This window comes from Luteimicrobium subarcticum, from assembly GCF_002798015.1.
Classification (GTDB): domain Bacteria; phylum Actinomycetota; class Actinomycetes; order Actinomycetales; family Cellulomonadaceae; genus Luteimicrobium; species Luteimicrobium subarcticum.
Genome location: NZ_PGTZ01000009.1, coordinates 256,457 through 276,402 on the forward strand (window position 1 = coordinate 256,457; position 19,946 = coordinate 276,402).

15 protein-coding genes are annotated in these 19,946 nt (G+C 73.9%); 10 read left to right on the forward strand and 5 right to left on the reverse strand.

Going from position 1 to position 19,946, the window contains the following annotated elements; genetic code table 11:
• Positions 1–3 precede the first annotated feature (3 nt).
• Positions 4–522 (reverse strand): DUF2231 domain-containing protein, encoded by a 519-nt coding sequence (locus tag CLV34_RS11830; protein WP_100350503.1) that lies wholly within the window; start codon positions 520–522, stop codon positions 4–6.
• A 145-nt stretch (positions 523–667) separates the two neighbouring features.
• Here CLV34_RS11830 and CLV34_RS11835 point away from each other — a divergent pair, with 145 nt between their 5' ends.
• A complete protein-coding gene (locus CLV34_RS11835; protein WP_100350504.1) occupies positions 668–1,009 on the forward strand; it encodes a YciI family protein in 342 nt (113 codons plus the stop codon).
• Positions 1,010–1,019: 10 nt separating this feature from the next.
• Here CLV34_RS11835 and CLV34_RS11840 read toward each other — a convergent pair whose 3' ends face one another.
• Together CLV34_RS11840 and CLV34_RS11845 are read right to left on the reverse strand one after the other, a co-directional pair.
• On the reverse strand, positions 1,020–4,352 hold the full coding sequence (locus CLV34_RS11840; RefSeq protein ID WP_157803824.1) for an SdrD B-like domain-containing protein: 3,333 nt from the start codon (positions 4,350–4,352) through the stop codon (positions 1,020–1,022).
• A 107-nt stretch (positions 4,353–4,459) separates the two neighbouring features.
• Positions 4,460–5,644: a Dyp-type peroxidase gene (locus CLV34_RS11845; RefSeq protein ID WP_100350506.1), complete on the reverse strand. Its 1,185-nt coding sequence runs from the start codon at positions 5,642–5,644 to the stop codon at positions 4,460–4,462.
• Between the two features lie 71 nt (positions 5,645–5,715).
• Here CLV34_RS11845 and CLV34_RS11850 point away from each other — a divergent pair, with 71 nt between their 5' ends.
• Genes CLV34_RS11850 through CLV34_RS11860 form a run of 3 tightly spaced genes read left to right on the forward strand, consistent with a single transcriptional unit; the run spans position 5,716 to position 9,181 of the window.
• On the forward strand, positions 5,716–7,095 hold the full coding sequence (locus CLV34_RS11850) for a right-handed parallel beta-helix repeat-containing protein (RefSeq protein ID WP_100350507.1): 1,380 nt from the start codon (positions 5,716–5,718) through the stop codon (positions 7,093–7,095).
• Complete coding sequence (locus tag CLV34_RS11855) at positions 7,092–7,883, forward strand: hypothetical protein (RefSeq protein ID WP_100350508.1); 792 nt, start codon at positions 7,092–7,094, stop codon at positions 7,881–7,883. Before CLV34_RS11850 ends, CLV34_RS11855 begins: the two co-directional genes overlap by 4 nt.
• Before the next feature lie 23 nt (positions 7,884–7,906).
• Positions 7,907–9,181 carry an amidohydrolase gene (locus CLV34_RS11860; protein WP_100350509.1) on the forward strand — a complete coding sequence of 425 codons (1,275 nt, stop codon included), beginning with the start codon at positions 7,907–7,909 and terminating at the stop codon, positions 9,179–9,181.
• Between the two features lie 60 nt (positions 9,182–9,241).
• Here the strand turns inward: CLV34_RS11860 and CLV34_RS11865 are convergent, their stop codons facing one another.
• Both CLV34_RS11865 and CLV34_RS11870 read right to left on the reverse strand, forming a co-directional pair.
• Complete coding sequence (locus CLV34_RS11865) at positions 9,242–10,063, reverse strand: alpha/beta fold hydrolase (RefSeq protein WP_100350510.1); 822 nt, start codon at positions 10,061–10,063, stop codon at positions 9,242–9,244.
• Between the two features lie 57 nt (positions 10,064–10,120).
• The gene (locus CLV34_RS11870) at positions 10,121–10,837 is read right to left on the reverse strand and encodes an alpha/beta fold hydrolase (protein WP_245859197.1); all 717 of its coding nucleotides are present in this window, start codon (positions 10,835–10,837) and stop codon (positions 10,121–10,123) included.
• 136 nt (positions 10,838–10,973) lie between these two features.
• Here CLV34_RS11870 and CLV34_RS11875 point away from each other — a divergent pair, with 136 nt between their 5' ends.
• From CLV34_RS11875 to CLV34_RS11900, 6 genes are all read left to right on the forward strand, one after another.
• On the forward strand, positions 10,974–13,244 hold the full coding sequence (locus tag CLV34_RS11875; protein ID WP_100350511.1) for a helix-turn-helix domain-containing protein: 2,271 nt from the start codon (positions 10,974–10,976) through the stop codon (positions 13,242–13,244).
• A gap of 124 nt (positions 13,245–13,368) precedes the next feature.
• Positions 13,369–14,040: a GAP family protein gene (locus CLV34_RS11880; RefSeq protein ID WP_100350512.1), complete on the forward strand. Its 672-nt coding sequence runs from the start codon at positions 13,369–13,371 to the stop codon at positions 14,038–14,040.
• A 43-nt stretch (positions 14,041–14,083) separates the two neighbouring features.
• Entirely contained in the window at positions 14,084–15,100 is a 1,017-nt protein-coding gene (locus tag CLV34_RS11885; protein WP_100350513.1) for a LacI family DNA-binding transcriptional regulator, read from the forward strand.
• Positions 15,101–15,260: 160 nt separating this feature from the next.
• On the forward strand, positions 15,261–16,427 hold the full coding sequence (gene rhaI, locus CLV34_RS11890) for an L-rhamnose isomerase (RefSeq protein ID WP_100350514.1): 1,167 nt from the start codon (positions 15,261–15,263) through the stop codon (positions 16,425–16,427).
• 36 nt (positions 16,428–16,463) lie between these two features.
• Positions 16,464–18,500 carry a bifunctional aldolase/short-chain dehydrogenase gene (locus CLV34_RS11895; protein WP_100350515.1) on the forward strand — a complete coding sequence of 679 codons (2,037 nt, stop codon included), beginning with the start codon at positions 16,464–16,466 and terminating at the stop codon, positions 18,498–18,500.
• Positions 18,497–19,945, forward strand: a complete 1,449-nt coding sequence (locus CLV34_RS11900) for a rhamnulokinase (RefSeq protein ID WP_100350516.1) — start codon at positions 18,497–18,499, stop codon at positions 19,943–19,945. Before CLV34_RS11895 ends, CLV34_RS11900 begins: the two co-directional genes overlap by 4 nt.
• The last annotated feature ends 1 nt before the right edge of the window (position 19,946 follow it).

Below are 19,946 nucleotides of genomic sequence, written 5' to 3' on the forward strand. Positions count from 1 at the left end.
ACCTCAGTCTCCCGCGGGCTCGCCCATCGCGAGCGTGAGGTGCCCGCCGAGGAGGCCGCCGACCGACGCCGCCGTCGCGCCGACGAGCCCGGTGAGCACCCCGAGCCCGTGCCGGCCGCGACCCCGCGCGAGCCAGGACAGGGCGTAGCAGGAGACCGCGACCTCGTTCGCGACGGCGTGCACCGCGCCGACCCGGCGTGCGGCCGTGCCGGTCCGCCGCCAGTCCGCGAACCCGGCGAGCGCGGTGGGGGCGGCGCTCAGCAGCCCGAGGCCGACGAGCAACCGGGCCGCGTGCCGCGAGCGCTCCCCGCCGACCAGGTCGAGCACGGTGGCCGACGTCCAGAAGCCGATGGGCAGGTCCGTCAGCGACGGGTGCAGGGCGTGCCCCAGGGGCTTGCCGCGCAGCAGGTCGTCGACGGCGCCGTGCGGGATCGTCGCGGCGACGCGGTCGAAGAGCCGCGTCAGCGCGTCCAGCTGCTCGCTGTCCTCGAGCCGTGCGACGGCGTCGTCGAGCGTGGTCATCGGGACCTCCCGGGGTGCGTCGGTGTGTCGGTCACTCCCAGTCGACGCCCGGGAGGGCTTCCACGCACCCGCTCAGTTCCTGTCGTGCCGCCGGTCCATGTGGTGAGGGCCGTCAACCAGCCAACCACCGAACAAGGAGCCGGCGATGACGAAGTACCTGATCTCGTTCCCCAGCGGAGTCATGGATGCCACGGAGGAGGAGATGCCGGCGGTGTCGGACGACTCGCACGCCGTCATCGAGGAGGCGAAGGCTGCTGGCGTGTACGTGTTCGGCGGCGGTGTCGACGAGTCGGTCGCCCCCGTGCTCGTCGCGGGCGACGGCACCGTCAGCACGGACCTCTACCCGAGGACGCGGCAGCTGCAGGGGGGCTTCTGCGTCCTCGAGGTCCCGACACGCGCGGAGGCCGAGCAGTGGGCTGCGCGCATCGCCGCAGCGTGCCGGTGCCAGCAGGAGCTGCAGGCGTTCGGGTTCGACCCCGCGTCCTGACCGGGGTCGGTCAGGTCCGGCGCCGCGCCACCAGCACGAACGCTCCGCCGAGCACGAGCAGCGCCAGCACGGCCAGCAGGGGGCGCCGCACGTCGGCACCCGTGACGGCGAGGTCCGAAGGCGTCGTGCCGGTCGGCGACGGCACCGGTGCGGCCGTGGTCGGGCCGGTCGTGGTCGGGCTCGTCGTGGGGCTGACGGTCGGCGTCGCGGTCGACGGCGTCGGGGTGGGGGTCGGCGTGTCCGGCGTGAAGGTGTTCGTCACGGTGACCACCGGGACGGTGTCGTCGCCCGGGCCGAGCGTGACCGTGCCGGAGATGTCAGGGTCCTGCCAGGCGCCGTCGTCGACGACGGCCGGGGGGTCCTCGGTGACCGTGCAGGTCGCACCGACGGGCAGGTCGGACGCGACGGTCGTCGTGCCCCCGCCGGTGAGCTCCCACGCGCCCGAGCCGACGACGGTCGACGCGTCCGGGTAGGTGCACTGCCACGTGCCGGTGTACGTGGTGCCGTCAGGCACGAGACCGCCGGAGTCCTCGACGTCCTTGAGGATCTCGAACCCCGTCGACGCGACGCGCGTGTTCGTCACCGTGAAGCCGCCCTCGGGCGTCCCGTCGCTCACGAGCGTCCAGCCGTCCGGGTCGACCGTGGTGTCGAAGCTCGGGTCGGCGTCCTCGGTGACCCGCACCTGGGTGCCGGCCGGCCAGGTGTCGGGCGCGACCGGCGCGTCGGCGGTGTCGCCGTCGCCGAGCGTGAGCGTCGTGCTCGGCAGCGGGTCGCCGCGGAAGTCCCGGGCGTCGACCGTGATCGTGTACGTCGCGTCGGGGTCGACCCACAGGCCGGCGTCGTCCACCACCTTCGTGACGGTCGTGTCGACGTCCGCGACGAACCCGGCGTCGATCGTCGGGTCGTTCTCGCCCGGGTCGCCCGCGGTGTAGGGGACCTCGCCCGTGGTCGGGTCGGCGTCCGAGTCGACCGAGTCGTTCGTCCCGGCGTCCTGCGCCGTGAACGACACGTCGGTCCACGGCACCGTCCCGAAGGTGGAGTCGTCGTCGAACGCGTCCCCGCTGGTCGGCTTCACGAACTGGACCGTGTAGTCGCCGCCGTCCGGGTCGAAGCCGTCGATGTCCGGGTCGTCCGTCGCGAAGTAGTACTGGCCGTTCGCGTCGGTCGTCGTCGTGGCGATCTGGTTGCCGTCCGCGTCGAGCAGGTTCACGGTCACGCCGGGCAGCGGCGGCTCGTCCGCGTCCTGGACGCCGTCCTGGTCGGCGTCGAACCACACCACGTTGCCGATCTGCAGCGGAGCGAGAGGCAGCAGCGTCGACACGTCCCCGAGGCCGCCGGCCTTCTGCAGCGCGCCCGCGAGGTCCTGGTCCTGCACCACTCGCGCTCGCTGCGACTCGCCCGTCGTCCCCGATCCGGCCGACGTGTCGAACCACGAGAACCCGTTCGTCCGGAAGTCGACCGCCGGGTCGAACGCCGTGCTGAGCAGCTCGTCGACGCCCGGCAGCCGGGTCAGTGCGCCTGTCGTGTTCTCGTGGTGGACCTGCTCCGCCGGGTCGGCGAACACGTTCGAGTCGTCGAGGAACTCTCCGCCGCCCGGCCCCTCCACGTTGCCCGGCGACGCACCCGTCACCCCGCCCGCCGCACCGTCCGACTCGAGCGTCAGCGTGCCGTCCGCCGCCTTCGCCGCGAGGAGCGTGTCGCCCTGGCTGTAGCCCTCGAACCCGTGCTCGGTGCTCGAGTTCGTGCCGTCCGGCCCGACGTCGTAGTTGCCGGCCTGCAGCGAGAACCGGTCCTGCATGCCGATCGCGACGTCGCCGTCCGCGGTGAGCTCGATCGAGCTCACCAGCGGTTGCGCCCAACCGATGCCGGCCGTGCCCGGGTCGCTGATGCCCATGAGGTTCGCACCGAACTGGTACGTCCCGTCGCCCTGGGCCTGCGTCCACGGGTGCCAGTGGCAGAACCGCAGCGTGCGCTGGTCGGCCTCGCCGGCCGTGCCGCACGCGACGCCCCACACCAGGCCGCGCTGGAAGTCGAGGGGGGTGTCCAGGACCTGGCTCGACGCGCTCCCGAGCGCGCCGAGGTCCGACTCCGGGGCCGACCGGACGACCGCGTGCGAATCCGAGACGAACCACTCGTCGTCGTCCACCGCGCCGTCCGCGGGCGGCGGCTGGTCGCCTGCCGACGCGTCCTGCACGTACCCGACGTAGACGGTGCCGTGCAGGACGGACACCGCCCACGGCCGGTCGTCGGGGCCGAGGTTCAGGTCCTGCGACCCGATGTACTGCGGAACGACCCCCGACACGTCGACCAGCTCGAGCCGCTTCTGCGTGAGGTTCATGACGTAGAGGGTGTTGCCGTCCGAGGACAGGGCCATGCCGCCCAGGCCGATCGTGCCCGCGGTGTCGTACACGTCGCCGTCGGCGGCGGTGACGTTGAACGCCCCGAGCTCGCGGCCCGCCGTGCTCAGGTCGACGCCGTCGGGGTTGAGGTCGACGTCACCCTGCCCGTCGAGGTCGAAGTAGGGGCGCGCGGCGCCGGGCGTCCCGATCTCGCCGGTGCTCGGGTCCATGACGCGCGGGACGACGTAGATCCCGCCCAGCCCCAGGGGGCCGAGGTCGACCTGGCGCTTGAGCACGGCGGACGCGAACACGTCGCCCGTCGACCGTTGCGTCGCGAGCCCCCAGACGCCGCCGACCTGGCTCACGGTCGCGAGCGTCGTGCGGCTCTCGGCGAGGTCCGAACCGTTGAACGCCGGTGCGCTGCCCGGCGACGTCGCACCCGTCTGCCACGGGTACGCGACGATCGCGGGCTGGTTCGCGACCTGCTGCTCGGTGCGGTCGCCCGAGTAGTGGATCGCGGTCACGACGGGCGTGTCGACGCCCGCGGACGAGTAGTCGTCCGGCGCGTTGATCCCGAAGTCCAGGCCGGTGTCGCCCACCTGCGCGAGCTGGACGTCGCTGCCGCTCTCACCAGCGCCCGCGCCGAGCACCGAGTAGGACGGCTCGTACCCGTCCGGCAGGTCGGAGAACTGGAGGCGGACGTCGGCGCTGTCGGCTCCGGTCACCGCCACGGAGTAGGTGCCGTCGGCCGCCGAGCGGGCTGTCCCGACCGTCGCGCCCTCGCGGTCGACGGCGGTCACGAGGACGCCCGCGACACCGCGGTCCACCGGGACGCCCGCGCCGCCCGCGGTGTCCAGCACGCCATTCGAGTCGAAGTCCTGGAACACGGTGCCCGACACCGAGCCGTCGACGGCGAGAGCCGGCGTGCCCGACGTCGCGACGACCAGGGCGGTGACGAAGGCGCCGACGAGCGCGATCCCGCCGCGTGCTCCCCGCACTCCCATGTCGCTCCTGTGACTCGCCTGCTGGGTCCCCCGGTCCGGACAGTATTCCCCCGGTGTGGTTCGTGCGCGCGGGGACGCGCAGCGGTCGTCCCGACGGGTTCTGGGGGTCAGTCCCGGAGGACCGAGCCGAGCCCGCGTCCGGGGGTGAAACCCGGCAGGACCAGGAACGACGCGGACGCCGTGGCACGCGTGAACGCCATGAGGGCGTCCTGCTCGTCGAGCCGCTGCTGGGTGCGGACGAACAGGTCGGTGTCGGCGCCGAACGCCATGAACAGCAGGCCTTCCGCGCCCGGGCCGTCGGCGTAGGAGTAGCTGCGGCGCAGCATGAGCCCGTCGAGGCCGGCGGGCAGCGGGTGCGCCCGGCGGACGTGCGCGTCCGCGGGCACGAGGTACTGGCCGTCGTCCGTCTTGGCGTTCAGGTCGGGGCCGTCCGCCTGGGTTCCTCCGCTGAGGGGTGCGCCGGTCGCGCGCTCGCGCCCGATGGTGCGCTGCTGCGCGTCGACCGGCTGCGCGCCGAACCGGGCGACGTCGATCGGCATGCGCCGCACGACGAGGGTGGTCGCTCCCCGCGGCGTGCGGCTCCACACGGTCGCGGCGAGCTCGGCGTCGGTGCGCGGGATGCTCAGCCCGTCGTGGAAGCCGAGCAGGTTGCGCGCGGCGAGCCCCTCCGGCGGCCCGGCGAACCCCGTCGCGGTCCAGCGGACGTCCAGCCCGGTCTCGTCGCGCAGCGCCAGCACGGCACGGGCGGCGGCCGGCCCCACGTCGCAGCGCACGAGGAGCAGCACGTCCCCGCCCTCCGTGGCGGGGGAGAGGTCGTCGCGGGCGAACGCGGGCAGCGGCTGCGCGGCGGGGGCGTCGTCGCCGAGGAACGCCGCCGCGACCCGCGGCCCGACGCCGACGGTGACGGTGAGTCGCGTGGGTGTCAGGCCGCCCAGCCCGGGGTCCGTGCCCACGACGAGCGTCGTGACGCGCTCGCCGACGCGGTCGAGCAGGTCCGCGACGTCGTCGCGGGACGGCAGGCGCGCGGGCAGGTCCAGCACCGCGAGCTCGACGTGTCGCTGCAGCGCCGCCGGACGGTCGACGCCGGCCTGGTGGTCGCCGTGGGGGTCGACGCCCGGGGTCCCGGCCGACGTGGTCGGGGTCGCCCGGCCCGTCGATCCGCCGTCGAGCGCCGCGACGCCGCCCGCGCCCACGAGCACGCCGCCCGCCGCGCCCGTGACGGCGCCGAGCAGGAACCGCCGGCGGCTCGGCGCGTCGGGCGCCGCCGTCTCGTCCGCGTCGTGGCCGGTCATGGGCCGAACACTACTGACCGGCCTGCGCCGACCCGCGCCGACCCGTTACCGCCCGGTCATAGACTGCGCGGATGCTGCGCGCGAGCACCGCCCGCCGGACCGTCCCGACGGTCGTCCGCACGCTGTCCGGTGCCGTGCTCGGCGCCGCGCTGCTGCTCGGGGCGCTCGCCGGGTGCACGTCGGGATCGTCGCCCGCTCCGACCCCCGGCGCGTCGGGGACTGCGTCGACCGGGGGGACGGGCAGCACGCCCGGCACGATCCGCGTGCCGCAGGACGCCACCACCATCCAGGGCGCCCTCGACCGGGCCGCGCCAGGGGACACCGTCCTCGTCTCCCCGGGGACGTACGAGGAGTCCGTCGCGGTCCGCACCCAGGACGTCGTGCTGCGGGGTACCGACCGTGGCGGGGTCGTCCTCGACGGCGGCGGCCTGCGGCCCAACGGCGTCGTCGTCACCGCACCGGGCGTGCAGGTCGAGAACCTCACCGTGCGGGACTACACGCTCAACGGCGTCCTCGTCACCGGGCTCACCCAGGACGGCGGCCTCGCCCGGGGCAGCGACGGGTACACGCGCCTCGACCCGGACAGGTACCCGCCGTTGCAGGGCTTCGCGGTCCGGTACGTCACCGCGTCGAACAACGGCCTGTACGGCGTGTACGCGTTCGACGCGCAGCACGGCGTGATCGAGCAGAGCTACGCGTCCGGGTCGGCCGACTCGGGGTTCTACGTCGGCCAGTGCCGGCACTGCGACATCGTGGTGCGCGACAACGTCGCCGAGCTCAACGCCGTCGGGTACGAGCAGACGAACGCGAGCGACTCCGTGACCGTCGTCGGGAACCGCTTCACGTCGAACCGGGTGGGAGCCTCCCTGATGTCCGACTACCAGGAGGCGTTCGAGCCGCAGCACGGCACCGCCCTCGTCGGGAACGTCGTGTCCGACAACCACGCGGCGCAGACGCCCGCGCAGGCCGACGGCGCCTGGGGCGTCGGCGTCGCCGTCTCGGGCGGCCAGGACGACGAGATCCGGCGCAACCGTGTCACCGGCAACCCGTCCGTCGGCATCCAGATCGCCTCCGCCGAGGACATCCCGCCCGACGGCGTCCGCGTGGTCGGGAACCGGGCGACGGGCAACGGCACCGACGTCGCGTACCTCGCGTCGGCGCGCGCGCCCGGCGCCGGGCTGTGCGCGCAGGGGAACGTCCTGCGGACGACCCTGCCCGCAGGCCTGCTCGACGACTGGTCCTGTACCGGGGGCGGGAGCGCGCGCGCCGCCGGCGGGACGCTCGAACGGCCCGACGCGCCCCCCGGGATCTCGTTCCGCGACGTGCAGGCGCCGCCGACGCAGCCCTCGATGCCGGACGACGCGCCCACCGGCGCCCGCGCCCCGGACGTCGACGTGGACGCCGTGCGCGTCCCCGCCGCGGACCTGCTCGCCGACAGGACGCACGGGTGAGCGCGGCGCGACCGGCGGGGATGCGCGTCGCCGGCACGGGTCTGGTCGTCGCGATCGCCGTGGCGCTCGCGGGCTGCACGGGTTCGGGTCCGAACGGCGGGGGTGCGGGCGGCGGTGGTGCGACGACGAGCGCGCCCGCGGCGTCCGCGCGCCCGGTCACGTCGGACGAGGCCGACCGGCTCGCCGTCGCACGGTTCGACGTGTGGGACCAGCAGTGGACGGACGTCGACCTGCGCGTGCCGGTCCAGGGCGACGTGCTCCACCTGACCGGGCGCGCGGACATGCGCGACCACGAGGCGTTCGCGCACGTCACCTCGCGCGAGGGCGACGCCCTCCTGCAGTGGACGCTCACCGGCAAGGCCGTCGTCCCGGCCACAGGGGACTCGCTCCTCCCCACGCCCGCACCGACGTCCGGCTGGCAGGCCGCCGCGATGGTGGCCGACGACCCGCTCGACGCCGCCCTCGTGCTCACCCTGAACCTCGCGTCCGACCGCCCCGAGAACCCCGTGCTGCTCCAGCAGAACGGCGCCCGCTGGGTGGGCACCGGGACGGTCGACGGCACGGAGGTCGACCTGTTCACCGCGCCGGCGGGGGGTGCCGCGACCGACGGCCCCACCGGCGGCACCGCCGACGCGCGCGACAACCCCCTCGTCCGGTACGCGGTCGACGCGAAGGGGTACCTGCGCCAGGTGACGGCCGACACCGGAGCGAGCGAGCCGCTGGTCGTCACGCTCACCCCGTCGGACGACAGCACGCCGATCGACCTCGTGCCCGCGCTGAAGAACTGAGCGCACCGCGGCACGATGAGCGCATGACCGCGCTGACGTCCGACGAGCTCACCGCCCTCTACACCGACCTCCACGCGCACCCCGAGATCGCGTTCCAGGAGCACCGCACCGCCGGCATCGTCGCCGGCCGCCTGCGAGGCCTGGGGTACGACGTCCACGAGGGCATCGGCGGGACGGGGGTCGCCGCGGTCCTCGCGCGGGGCGACGGCCCGACCGTGCTGCTGCGCGCCGACATGGACGGCCTGCCCGTGACCGAGCGCACCGGGCTGCCGTACGCGTCGACGGACACGGCCGTCACCCCTGAGGGGACCGAGTCGGGCACCATGCACGCGTGCGGGCACGACGTCCACACGACGTGCCTGCTCGGCGCGGCGGCGGCGCTCGCGGACGACGACGCCTGGTCGGGCACGCTCGTCCTCGTGTTCCAGCCGGCCGAGGAGGTCGGCGCGGGCGCGCGCGCGATGGTCGACGACGGCCTGTACGACACGGTCCCGACGCCCGACGTGGTGCTGGGCCAGCACGTCATGCCGTTCCCCGTGGGCGTGGTGAACCTGACCGTCGGCACCGCGATGGCGGCGGCCGACTCGCTGCGGATCACCCTGCACGGCAAGGGCGGGCACGGGTCGATGCCGGAGTCCACGGTCGACCCGGTGCTCATGGCGGCGGCCACGGTGCAGCGGCTCCAGGGCATCGTGTCCCGCGAGGTGGGCGCCACGCAGGCGGCCGTCGTGACGGTCGGTGCGCTGCGCGCCGGGACGCAGGCCAACATCATCCCGGACCGCGCCGAGCTGCTCGTGAACGTCCGCACGTTCGACCAGGCCGTCCGGACGAAGGTCCTCGGGTCGATCCGCCGGATCGTCGAGGCGGAGGCCACGGCGTCGGGCGCCCCGGAGCCCCCGGAGTTGGAGGACATCGCCACGTTCAACCTCACCGTCAACGACCCGGACGCGTCGGCTCGCACCACCGCGGCGCTGCAGCGGACGCTCGACGCGCAGCGTGCCGCGATCACGGCGGCGGGCGGTGCCCCCACGATCATCGACATCGGGCCGGCGGCCGGCTCGGAGGACGTGTGCGACCTCGCCACCGCGGCCGGCGTGCCGCTCGTGTACTGGAACCTCGGGGGCTTCTCGCCCGCGCTGTTCGCCGGGTTCGACCCGGCCGCCGCGCAGGGCGGCGGGTTCCGCCTGCCCGACGGCGTCGCCCCGAACCACTCGCCGTTCTTCGCACCCGTCGCGCAGCCGACGCTCGACCTGGGCGTCGCGCTGCTCGTCGACGCCGCGCGGGAGTGGCTGGGCTGAGCCGCCCGGCGCGCGCCCGTCCCGCGGGTCGGGCGCGCGCCGGCACAGGTCATTCGGGGGTCACTCGGCGAGGAACTCCAGGATGTCCTTGTCGAGCTGCTCCTGGTACGCCCCGACGATGCCGTGCGGGGCACCCGGGTAGACCTTGAGGGTGCCGAGCCGCACGATGTCGATCGACCGGTACGCCGCCGCCTTGATGGGCACGATCTGGTCGTCGTCCCCGTGCGCGATGAGCACCGGGACGTCGAGCGCTCGCAGGTCCTCGGTGAAGTCCGTCTCCGAGAACGCCTTCACGCAGTCGTACGCCGACTGGAGGCCCACGAGCATCCCCTGCCGCCAGAAGTCGTCGCGCTGGCCCTGGGAGATCGTCGAGCCCTCGCGGTCCGCGCCGAAGAACGGGGTCGTGAGGTCCTGGTAGAACTGCGACCGGTCCGCCAGGACGCCCGCCCGGATCCCGTCCAGGGCCTCGAGCGGCGTGCCGTCCGGGTTCTCCTCCGTGACGATCATGTACGGGGGCACGGCACCCACCGTGACGACCTTGGAGACCCGCCCGGCGCCGTGGCGCGCCGCGTACCGGACGACCTCCCCGCCGCCCGTCGAGTGCCCGACGAGGCTCAGGTCCCGCAGGTCGAGGGCGTCGACGAGGGCAGCCAGGTCCGCTGCGTAGGTGTCCATGTCGTTCCCGGTGCGGCTGCGCGACGACCGGCCGTGACCGCGGCGGTCGTGGGCGATGACCCGGTACCCGTGGTCGGCGAAGAGCTTCAGCTCGCGCTCCCAGGCCTCCGAGCTCAGCGGCCAGCCGTGGCTGAACAGCACCGGACGTCCGGAGCCGAAGTCCTGGTAGAAGATCTCGACGCCGTCCGAGGTGGTGATGAAGGGCATGGTTCCTCCTGTGGTGGGTCGCCCGGGCCGGACGGCCGGGGCGGGGACCGGCTCGCGTCACACGAGCTCGGCCAGGGCGTGGACGACGACGTCGGCGACGTCGTCGGGGTGGGTGAGGACGACGAGGTGCGGTGCGTCGAGCTCGACGACCTTGCGGGCCCCGGCGCGGGCGAGGCCAGACCGGACGAGGTCCGGCGGGACGAGGCGGTCGGCGGTCGGCACCACACCCCATGACGGCAGGCTCCGCCACGCCGCCGCCGGGGCGAGCTCGCCGAGGACGTTCGCCGCCAGCGGGCGCTGCGACAGGGCGAGCCCCTGGGTCACCTGGTCCGGCAGGCCCGCCGCGACGACGGCCCCGTAGGCGGCGGGCGACACGAACAGGTCCGTGCCGTCCTCCGCCGCCTCCACCGGGTAGCGGCGGTGCACGAGGAACGGGACGTCCGAGTCGTCGAAGCAGTCACCGACCGTGCTGAGGCTCTCGTCCTCGTCGAGGACGGGCGACGCGACGTAGACGAGCCCTACGACGCTCTCCGCCACCCCGGCGACGGTCGCGACAACGCCCCCGTAGCCGTGACCCGCCAGCAGCACCGGACCGCCCACCTGCTCGACGAACGAGCGGAGGTACTCGGCGTCCGTCACCAGGCCGCGGTTCGACAGACCCGGGACGACCACCGGGTGCCCGGCGGCGAGGAGCCGGTGCGCGACGGGGACCCAGCTGGCGGCGTCCACGAAGGCGCCGTGCACGAGGACGACGGTGGGGGACAGGCCGGACACGGTGGGTCCTCTCGTCGAAGGGGTTCGGCAGCACGTACCGTTCACCTCATTCGACCGCGGTCGGCGGGCTCGCGACCAGGAAGAACACAGGAAGAACTGGCGCGGGACCGCGCCCCGACAACCCGGGAGACGCACGGTGACGACCTCGCTCGGCAGCCTCCTGCGCGGCTACCGGCTCGCCGCGGACATGACGCTCGAGGCCCTCGCGGCCGCGTCCGGGGTGAGCGACCGCGCGATCGGGGACATCGAGCGCGGCACCAGCCGTGGTCCTCAGCACCGCACGGTGTGCGCACTGGCCGACGCCCTCGGGCTCGCCGGCACCGATCGCGACGCCCTCGTCCTCGCGGCGCGCACCGGGCGGCGTCGTGACGCCCGTCCTCCCCTGCACACGCTGCCGCTGCCGCGGCCCGTCGGCGACTTCGTGGGCCGGGCCGCGGAGCGGGAGCAGGTCGGGGCCCTGCTCCGTGCCGCGGCGCCGGGCGCCGCGTCCCCCGTCGTCCTCGTGTCCGGGCCGCCCGGGTTCGGCAAGAGCACGCTCGCCGTGCAGGTCGCCGTCGACCTCGGGGGCGACTTCGACGACGTGCTGTTCCTCGACCTGCGCGGCCTGGACCGTGAACCGCTGGCACCCGCGACCGTCGTGCGGAGGGTCCTCGAGGCCGTCGGCCCGGACGGTGGGCCCACCGTCGGCCCGCGGGAGGCGCCGGCCGCGCTGCGGGCGGCGCTCGCGGGCCGACGCGTCCTCCTCGTGCTCGACAACGCCGCCTCCGAGGACCAGGTGCGGGCCGTGGTCCCGTCCGCGGGTCCTGCTGCGGTGCTCGTGACGAGCCGGCGCAGCCTCGGTGGTCTCGAAGACGTCCGGCGGTTCGCCCTCGAGCGTCTCGGCGTGGACGACGCCGTCGGGCTGCTCGGGGCGATGCTGCCCGACCGCGACGACGAGCGCGACGACCTCGTCCGGCTCGCGGAGCTGTGCGACGCCGTGCCGCTCGCGCTGCGCATCGCGGGGAACCGGCTCGCGACCCGCGCCGGCTGGCCCGTGTCGGGGCTGGTGGCCCGGCTCGCCGTCGAGGAGCGCCGCCTGGACACGCTCGTCGCGGGAGACCTCGGCGTCGCCGCCGCGTTCCGTTCGTCGTTCGAGCAGCTGGGCCCGGGTGCGCAGCAGCTCTTCCGGCGGCTCGCCGTGATCGAGGCGCCCACGGTCGGAGCCGCGCTCGCTGCCGTGCTCGTCGGAGGGTCGCGGTGGCGCGCGGAGGACCTCCTCGACGAGCTGGTGGACCTCAGCCTGCTCCAGCACGTCGCCGGCGACCGGTTCCAGCTGCACGACCTGCTGCGCCTGTTCGCCGACCACGAGCTGCGGGCCCAGGAGGACGCCGAGAGCGCCCGGGCCGTCGGCGTCGCGGCCGACCGCTGGCTGCTCGCGTCGGCGGTGCGCGCCGGCCGGTACTTCGAGCCGGAGCACCAGGACACCGTCGACCCCGGTGACGGGCTCCTCGACCTCGACGGGACCCCGGACGCGATGGCCTGGCTCAAGGCCGAGTCCGTGAGCTGGCTCGCTGCCCTGCGGCGCGCGGCCCGGAGCGGGGACCACCGGCGCGTCGTCGAGGTCGCCGACTCGCTGCACTGGTTCTCGGACCTCTGGGCCGTGTGGGTGTCCTGGGCCGAGGTGTTCGAGCTGTCCGCGCAGTCGGCACGGCAGCTCGGCGACGACGCGCTCGTGGCCGTCCACGAGGGGTACCTGGCCTGGGCGCAGATGGAGTGTCTGGACGACTCCGACGCCGCCTTCGCGTCGGCGCTGCGGGCCGTGGAGGCGGCCGAGCGGGCCGCCGACGAGGCGAAGGCCGGGTGGGCGTCGGCCTACCTCGCGTGGATCGCGACCCGCCGCGACGACCTCGCGGTCGCCGAGGTGCACGCCGAGGCCGCGGTGCGGTGGCTGCGTGCCGCGGGCGACCGGGAGGGGTACCCGCAGGCGCTCGTCGCGCTGGGGAACGTGCGCGCCAAGCTCGGCCGCATCGACGACGCCATCGCGCTGATGCGCCAGGTCATCGAGGTCGCGACGGACGAGCGCACGCGCCCGCGCGCGCAGGTCGCCCTGTTCACCGAGGCGTCCGGGTACGCGAACCTCGCGGGCTACCTGGGCCAGGCGGAACGGTGGGAGGAGATGCTCGAGGTGGCGACGACGGCGGTCGAGGTCAGCGAGCGGCTCGGCGCCGCCCGGATCCGGTCCAACGCCTACCTGAGCCGTGGGACGGCGCTGCGGATGCTCGGACGCAACGCCGAGGCCGTCGCGGTGCTCGCGGTGTCGCTCGAGATCCGGCAAGGTGTTCCAGGTGACGCTGCCCGGGCCCGGGTCCAGCACGCCCTGGAGGACGCGACGGCCGGGCTCCCGTGCGACCCGGCGGGTCCGGCCTGAGGCGCCCGGACACCGAGGATGACGTGGCACGACCGGACCGACCGAGGAGCGAGATCATGAGGCACGCAGCGCAGGGCGCCGCAGGGCGCGGGCTCCAGGGCGTCGACGACGCGCGGGTGCGACGGTGAACGGCGCGATCGGGGCTTCGCTGCCCGTGGCGGTCGGCGTGATGATCAGCCCGTTGCCGATCGCGGCGGTCGTGCTGATGCTCAGCAGCGCGAAGGCGAAGGTCAACGCGTTCGCGTTCCTCGTCGGCTGGGTGCTCGCGGTGTTCGTCATCGCCCTGGTCGTCGCGATGCTCGCGGGGTCGTCGACCGACGACGACGGCGGGCCCGCCGCCTGGGTCAGCTGGACCAAGATCGTGCTCGGCGTGCTCGTGCTGTTCCTGTGCTTCACGCAGTGGCAGGGCAGGCCGCGGGAGGGTCAGCAGGCGAGCCCGCCGAAGTGGATGTCCGCGATCGACTCGTTCACGCCCGTGAAGGCGACCGGGCTCGCCGTCCTGCTCGGCGGGATCAACCCCAAGAACCTGCTGCTCGTGATCTCGGGCGGCGCGACGATCGCCGCCGCCGCACCCGACGACACGACCGCGCAGGTGGTCGCCTCGATCGTGTTCGCCGTCGTCGCGAGCCTCGGCGTGCTGCTGCCGATCGTCATCTACCTCGCGATGGGCGACCGGGCGCCGTCCGTGCTCGACGCCATGAAGAACTGGCTCGTGCAGCACAACAACATCGTGCTGGCCGTGCTCCTGCTCGTCATCGGCGTGAAGCTCCTCGGGGACGGCATCGCGGGTCTCTGACGGGAGGGTCCGCGTCGTCGGGCCGGTGTGCCAGGATCGCGGGGTGACCACGAGACGCCGAGCATCGGTGAACGACGTCGCCCGCCGTGCGGGCGTCTCCGTCGGGACGGTCTCGAACGTCCTCAACAACCCCGACAAGGTCGCGACGGCGACGCGCGAGAGGGTGCTCGCGGCGATCGAGGAGCTCTCGTTCGTCCGCAACGTGTTCGCGCGCGGCCTGCGGGCGGGAGAGATCACGACGGTCGGCGCGATCCTGCTCGACATCCGCAACCCGTTCTTCACGGAGCTGGCCCGGGGGATCGAGTCCACGTTGACGCCGGTCGACTACACGCTGATGCTCGCCGACTCGGACGACGACCCGGACCGCGAGGCGAAGTACCGGGGACTCTTCGTCGAGCACGGCGTGGTGGGTCTGCTGGTGGTCCCGTCGGCGCCGGACCTCGAGCCGTACCGGGCCCTCCAGGCTCGCGGTGTGCGGGTCGTCCTGGTGGACGCCGACTCCGACGACCCGGCCGTCTCGTCGGTCTCGGTCGACGACGAGCGCGGCGGCGCGCTCGCGGCGGCGCACCTCGTGGAGCGCGGGCACCGGTCGATCACGATGATCAACGGACCGCACACGGTTCGGCAGGCCGCGCGTCGGCGCACCGGCGTGGATCGGGCGCTGGTCGAGTCGGGGCTGGAGCCGGCAGCGGTGGTCGACGAGATCACGCTCGTGTCGCTCGACGCCGCCGGTGGCGACGACGCGATGACGCGCCTGGTCGCCGACCGGGGTGTGCCGCCCGCCGTCTTCTGCGTCAACGACCTGGTCGCCATCGGGGTGCAGCGTGCGCTGCGCAGGATCGGCGGCAGCGGCCTGCTGGGGCAGGTCGACATCGTCGGGTACGACGACATCGAGGTGGCGCGCGAGCTCGCGGTGCCGCTGACGTCGGTGCGCCAGCCCGCGTACGAGATGGGCGCCCGGGCGGCGGAGCTGCTGCTGGACGCCGGTTCGGCGGCGCAGCACGTCGTCTTCGCGCCGGAGCTCGTGGTCCGCGCGTCGAGCACGTCCCGCACGGTCTGAGCACAGCAGCCCGAGCGCGCCGGACCGAGCACTCTTTGACATCACCAGGGTGGAGCCGTACCGTCACCTATATTGAATCCATTCAACGCGAGTGGGTCCACGCCGACGCGCGGCACGAGCGGTCGCACGGACGCGCCCGTCACCCCGAGAGGAACCACCGATGACGACGTTCGAGTCGATCGCCCCCCAGCTCGAGTCGCTCGCGATCGAGGTGCCGTCGTGGGCGTACGGGAACAGCGGCACGCGCTTCAAGGTCTTCGGGACGCCGGGCACCCCGCGGACCGTCGCGGAGAAGATCGCGGACGCCGCGCAGGTGCACCGGTACACGGGAGCCGCCCCGACGGTCGCACTCCACATCCCGTGGGACGTCAGCGACGACTACGCCGCGCTGCGCCGGTATGCCGAGGGCCTGGGCGTGGGGCTGGGCACCGTCAACTCCAACACGTTCCAGGACGACGCCTACAAGTTCGGCTCGCTCACCGCAGCCGACCCCGCCGCCCGCCGGCAGGCGATCGACCACCACCTCCGGTGCATCGAGATCATGGACGCGACGGGCTCGCGCGACCTCAAGATCTGGCTCGCGGACGGCTCCAACTACCCCGGCCAGAACGACCTGCGCCAGCGCCAGGACACCCTCGCCGAGTCGCTCGCCGAGATCTACGCCCAGCTCGGCGACGAGCAGCGCCTCGTGCTCGAGTACAAGTTCTTCGAGCCGGCCTTCTACGCGACCGACGTCCCCGACTGGGGCACCTCGTACGCGCACGTCGCGGCGCTGGGGGACCGGGCGACGGTCTGCCTCGACACGGGCCACCACGCTCCGGGCACGAACATCGAGTTCATCGTCATGCAGCTGCTGCGGCTCGGGAAGCTCGGCGCGTTCGACTTCAACAGCCGGTTCTACGCCGACGACGACCTCATCGTGGGTGCGGCGGACCCGTTCCAGCTCTTCCGCATCCTGTTCGAGGTCGTGCGTGGCGGCGGCCTCGACCCGGAGGCGGGCGTCGCGTTCATGCTCGACCAGTGCCACAACGTCGAGGACAAGATCCCGGGTCAGATCCGGTCCGTCCTCAACGTCCAGGAGATGGCGACGCGCGCCCTGCTCGTCGACCGCGACGCGCTCGCCGCGGCCCAGGCCGCGAACGACGTGCTCGGCGCGAACGCCGTCCTCATGGACGCCTTCTACACCGACGTCCGACCGAGCCTCGCGTCCTGGCGGGAGTCCCGCGGGCTGCCCGCGGACCCGATGGCCGCTTTCGCGGCCTCGGGCTACCTGCAGCAGATCGCTGCCGACCGCGTCGGCGGCACGCAGGCCGGCTGGGGCGCCTGAGCGCCGCCCGGAATCCTCACCGAACAGGACCTTGAGATGACCCACCCCACCGTCACCGAGCTCGTCGCACGCAGCAACCGCCTGGGCGCCGACCCGAAGAACACCAACTACGCCGGCGGCAACACGTCCGCGAAGGGCTTCGACACCGACCCCGTCACCGGCGAGCCGGTCGAGCTGCTCTGGGTCAAGGGCTCGGGTGGCGACCTCGGCACCCTGCAGCCCGAGGGCCTCGCCGTCCTGCGCGTGGACCGTGTGCGCGCGCTGGTGGACGCCTACCCGGGCGTCGAGCGCGAGGACGAGATGGTCGCCGCGTTCGACTACTGCCTGCACGGCAAGGGTGGCGCGGCACCGAGCATCGACACGGCCATGCACGGCCTCGTGGACGCCGCGCACGTCGACCACCTCCACCCGGACTCGGGTATCGCGATCGCGACGGCCGCCGACGGCGAGCAGCTCACCGCGACGATCTTCGGCGACAAGGTCGTGTGGGTGCCGTGGCGCCGCCCGGGCTTCCAGCTCGGCCTCGACATCGCCGAGATCAAGGCGAAGAACCCGCGGGCGATCGGCACGATCCTCGGCGGCCACGGCATCACGGCCTGGGGCGACACGTCCGAGGAGGCCGAGCGTGCGTCGCGGTGGATCATCCGCACCGCGGAGGCGTACCTCGCCGAGCACGGAGCACCCGACCCGTTCGGAGGCGTCCGGGCCGGGTTCGGGGCGCTCGAGGAGAGCGAGCGGCGTGCCCGCGCGGCCGCGCTCGCCCCGACGATCCGCGGTCTCGCGTCGCACGACAAGCCGATGGTCGGGCACTTCACCGACACGGACGTCGTGCTCGACTTCCTCGCGTCCGAGAAGGCGCCCGCGCTCGCCGCGCTCGGCACGAGCTGCCCGGACCACTTCCTGCGCACCAAGGTCAAGCCGATGCTGCTCGACCTGCCGGCCACGGCGACCGCGGAGGAGCAGCTCGTGCGCCTGCGCGAGCTGCACGCCGAGTACCGGTCGGACTACCAGGCGTACTACGACGCCCACGCGACCGCGGACAGCCCGGCCATCCGCGGGGCCGACCCGCTGATCGTGCTGGTGCCGGGAGTCGGCATGTTCAGCTTCGGCGCGAACAAGCAGACCGCCCGCGTCGCCGGCGAGTTCTACGTCAACGCGATCAACGTGATGCGGGGAGCGGAGTCCGTCTCGACGTACAGCCCCGTCTCGGACGCGGAGAAGTTCCGCATCGAGTACTGGTCCCTGGAGGAGGCCAAGCTCCAGCGGATGCCGAAGCCCCGCACGCACCAGGGCCGGATCGCCTTCGTGACGGGCGCGGCCTCCGGCATCGGCAAGGCGATCGCGACGCGGCTCGCGGCCGAGGGCGCGTGCGTCGTGGTCGCCGACCTCGACCTCGCGAAGGCGCAGGCCGTCGCGGCCGAGCTCGGGTCCACGGACGTCGCGATCGGTGTGGCCGCGAACGTCGCCGACGCCGCGGGCGTCCAGGCCGCGATCGACGCGACCGTGCTCGCGTTCGGCGGCATCGACCTCGTCGTGAACAACGCAGGGCTGTCGCTGTCCAAGCCGCTGCTCGAGACGACCGAGGCTGACTGGGACCTCCAGCACGACGTCATGGCGAAGGGGTCGTTCCTCGTCTCGAGGGCCGCGGCGTCCGCGCTGATCGCCCAGGGGATGGGGGGCGACGTCGTCTACATCTCGTCGAAGAACAGCGTGTTCGCAGGGCCGAACAACATCGCGTACTCCGCGACCAAGGCGGACCAGGCCCACCAGGTCCGGCTCCTTGCGGTCGAGCTCGGCGAGCACGGCGTGCGCGTCAACGGCATCAACCCGGACGGCGTCGTGCGCGGCTCCGGCATCTTCGCGTCGGGCTGGGGCGCCAACCGCGCCGCGACGTACGGCGTCGACGAGCAGGACCTCGGGCAGTTCTACGCGAACCGCACCATCCTCAAGCGCGAGGTCGTCCCCGAGAACGTCGCCGACGCCGTGTACGTGCTCACGGGCCCCGAGCTGTCCCGCACGACCGGTCTGCACGTCCCCGTCGACTCGGGCGTCGCCGCGGCGTTCCTGCGGTGAGCGTTCGCGCGACCGGCCGCCCTGCGGCGGCCGCCGGCGCCGTGGCCGCCGTCGACCTCGGCGCGACCAGCGGACGCGTCGTCGTCGGCCGCGTCAGCCCGGACGGCGTCGAGATCGAGGACGTCCACCGGTTCCCGAACCGGCCGGTGCGGACCCGCGACGGTCTCCACTGGGACGTCCTCGACCTCTACCGCAACGTGATCGAAGGGCTGCGCACGGCGTTCGCCGCCGAGCCGGGCATCGTCAGCATCGGGATCGACTCCTGGGCCGTGGACTACGCCCTGCTCCGGGGCGACCGGATGCTCGGGGTGCCGTTCCACTACCGCGACGAGCGCACCGCCCGAGGAGTCGCCGCGGTGGACGGCGCGGTGGACGCCGAGACCCTCCACGCGGCGAGCGGACTGCAGTTCCTGCCGTTCAACACGCTCTACCAGCTCGCAGCCGACCGGGACGACGGAGTTCTCGACGTCGCGACGGGCATGCTGCTGATCCCGGACCTGATCGCGTTCTGGCTCACGGGCGAGCGGCGGGCCGAGCGGACCAACGCGTCGACGACAGGGCTCCTCGACGTGACGACGGGCACCTGGCACGACGCGCTGATCGGTGCGCTCGGCTACCCGCGCGCGCTGTTCGCGCCCCTCGTCGAGCCGGGGGAGCGGATCGGTGTGCTCACGCCCGACGTGGCCGCGCGGATCGGTTGCAGGCCCGTCCCCGTCGTCGCCGTGGGCTCGCACGACACCGCGTCCGCGGTGGTCGCCGTGCCGATGACGACGCGCGACACCGCGTACATCTGCTCGGGCACGTGGTCGCTGATCGGGGTCGAGACCGACGAGCCCGTCCTGACGCCCGAGGCGCGGGCCGCGAACTTCACCAACGAGGGCGGCGTCGACGGGCGCACCCGGTTCCTGCGCAACACGATGGGGATGTGGCTCGTCAACGAGTGCGTCGCCGCGTGGCGGGCCGCCGGCCGTGCCGCGAACCTCCCGACCCTGCTCGGCGACGCCGCGACCGTGCACGACGCCGTGCTGTTCGACGTCGAGGACCCCTCGCTCGTCCCGGCCGGTGACATGCCGTCCCGCATCGTGGCCCTCGCGCCCGGCCTGGCCGGTGCGTCGGACGCCACCGTGCTGCGCTCGATCGTCGAGAGCCTCGCCGTCCAGTACGCACGCACCCTCGACGACCTCGAACGCCTGACCGGCACGAGGGTCGCGACCGTCCACGTCGTCGGCGGGGCAAGCCTCAACGAGCTCCTGTGCCGGCGGCTCGCCGCCGTCTCCGGAAGCACCGTGGTCGCCGGGCCCGTCGAGGCGACCGCCACCGGGAACGTCCTCGTCCAGGCCCGCGCGGCGGGTCTCGTCGACGGGAGGCTCGAGGACCTGCGCGCCCTCGTCGCCGCGAGCACCACACCGCGTACCTACACGCCCAGCCCCCGAGAGGATGCGTGAC

Coding starts and splice junctions, on each gene's coding strand:
- CLV34_RS11865 (WP_100350510.1), bottom strand. CDS start 10,063: ATGCCCTTCATCACCACCTCGGACGGCGTCGAGATCTTCTACCAGGAC.
- CLV34_RS11850 (WP_100350507.1), top strand. CDS start 5,716: ATGCTGCGCGCGAGCACCGCCCGCCGGACCGTCCCGACGGTCGTCCGC.
- CLV34_RS11895 (WP_100350515.1), top strand. CDS start 16,464: ATGACCCACCCCACCGTCACCGAGCTCGTCGCACGCAGCAACCGCCTG.
- CLV34_RS11835 (WP_100350504.1), top strand. CDS start 668: ATGACGAAGTACCTGATCTCGTTCCCCAGCGGAGTCATGGATGCCACG.
- CLV34_RS11830 (WP_100350503.1), bottom strand. CDS start 522: ATGACCACGCTCGACGACGCCGTCGCACGGCTCGAGGACAGCGAGCAG.
- CLV34_RS11845 (WP_100350506.1), bottom strand. CDS start 5,644: ATGACCGGCCACGACGCGGACGAGACGGCGGCGCCCGACGCGCCGAGC.
- rhaI (WP_100350514.1), top strand. CDS start 15,261: ATGACGACGTTCGAGTCGATCGCCCCCCAGCTCGAGTCGCTCGCGATC.
- CLV34_RS11860 (WP_100350509.1), top strand. CDS start 7,907: ATGACCGCGCTGACGTCCGACGAGCTCACCGCCCTCTACACCGACCTC.
- CLV34_RS11840 (WP_157803824.1), bottom strand. CDS start 4,352: ATGGGAGTGCGGGGAGCACGCGGCGGGATCGCGCTCGTCGGCGCCTTC.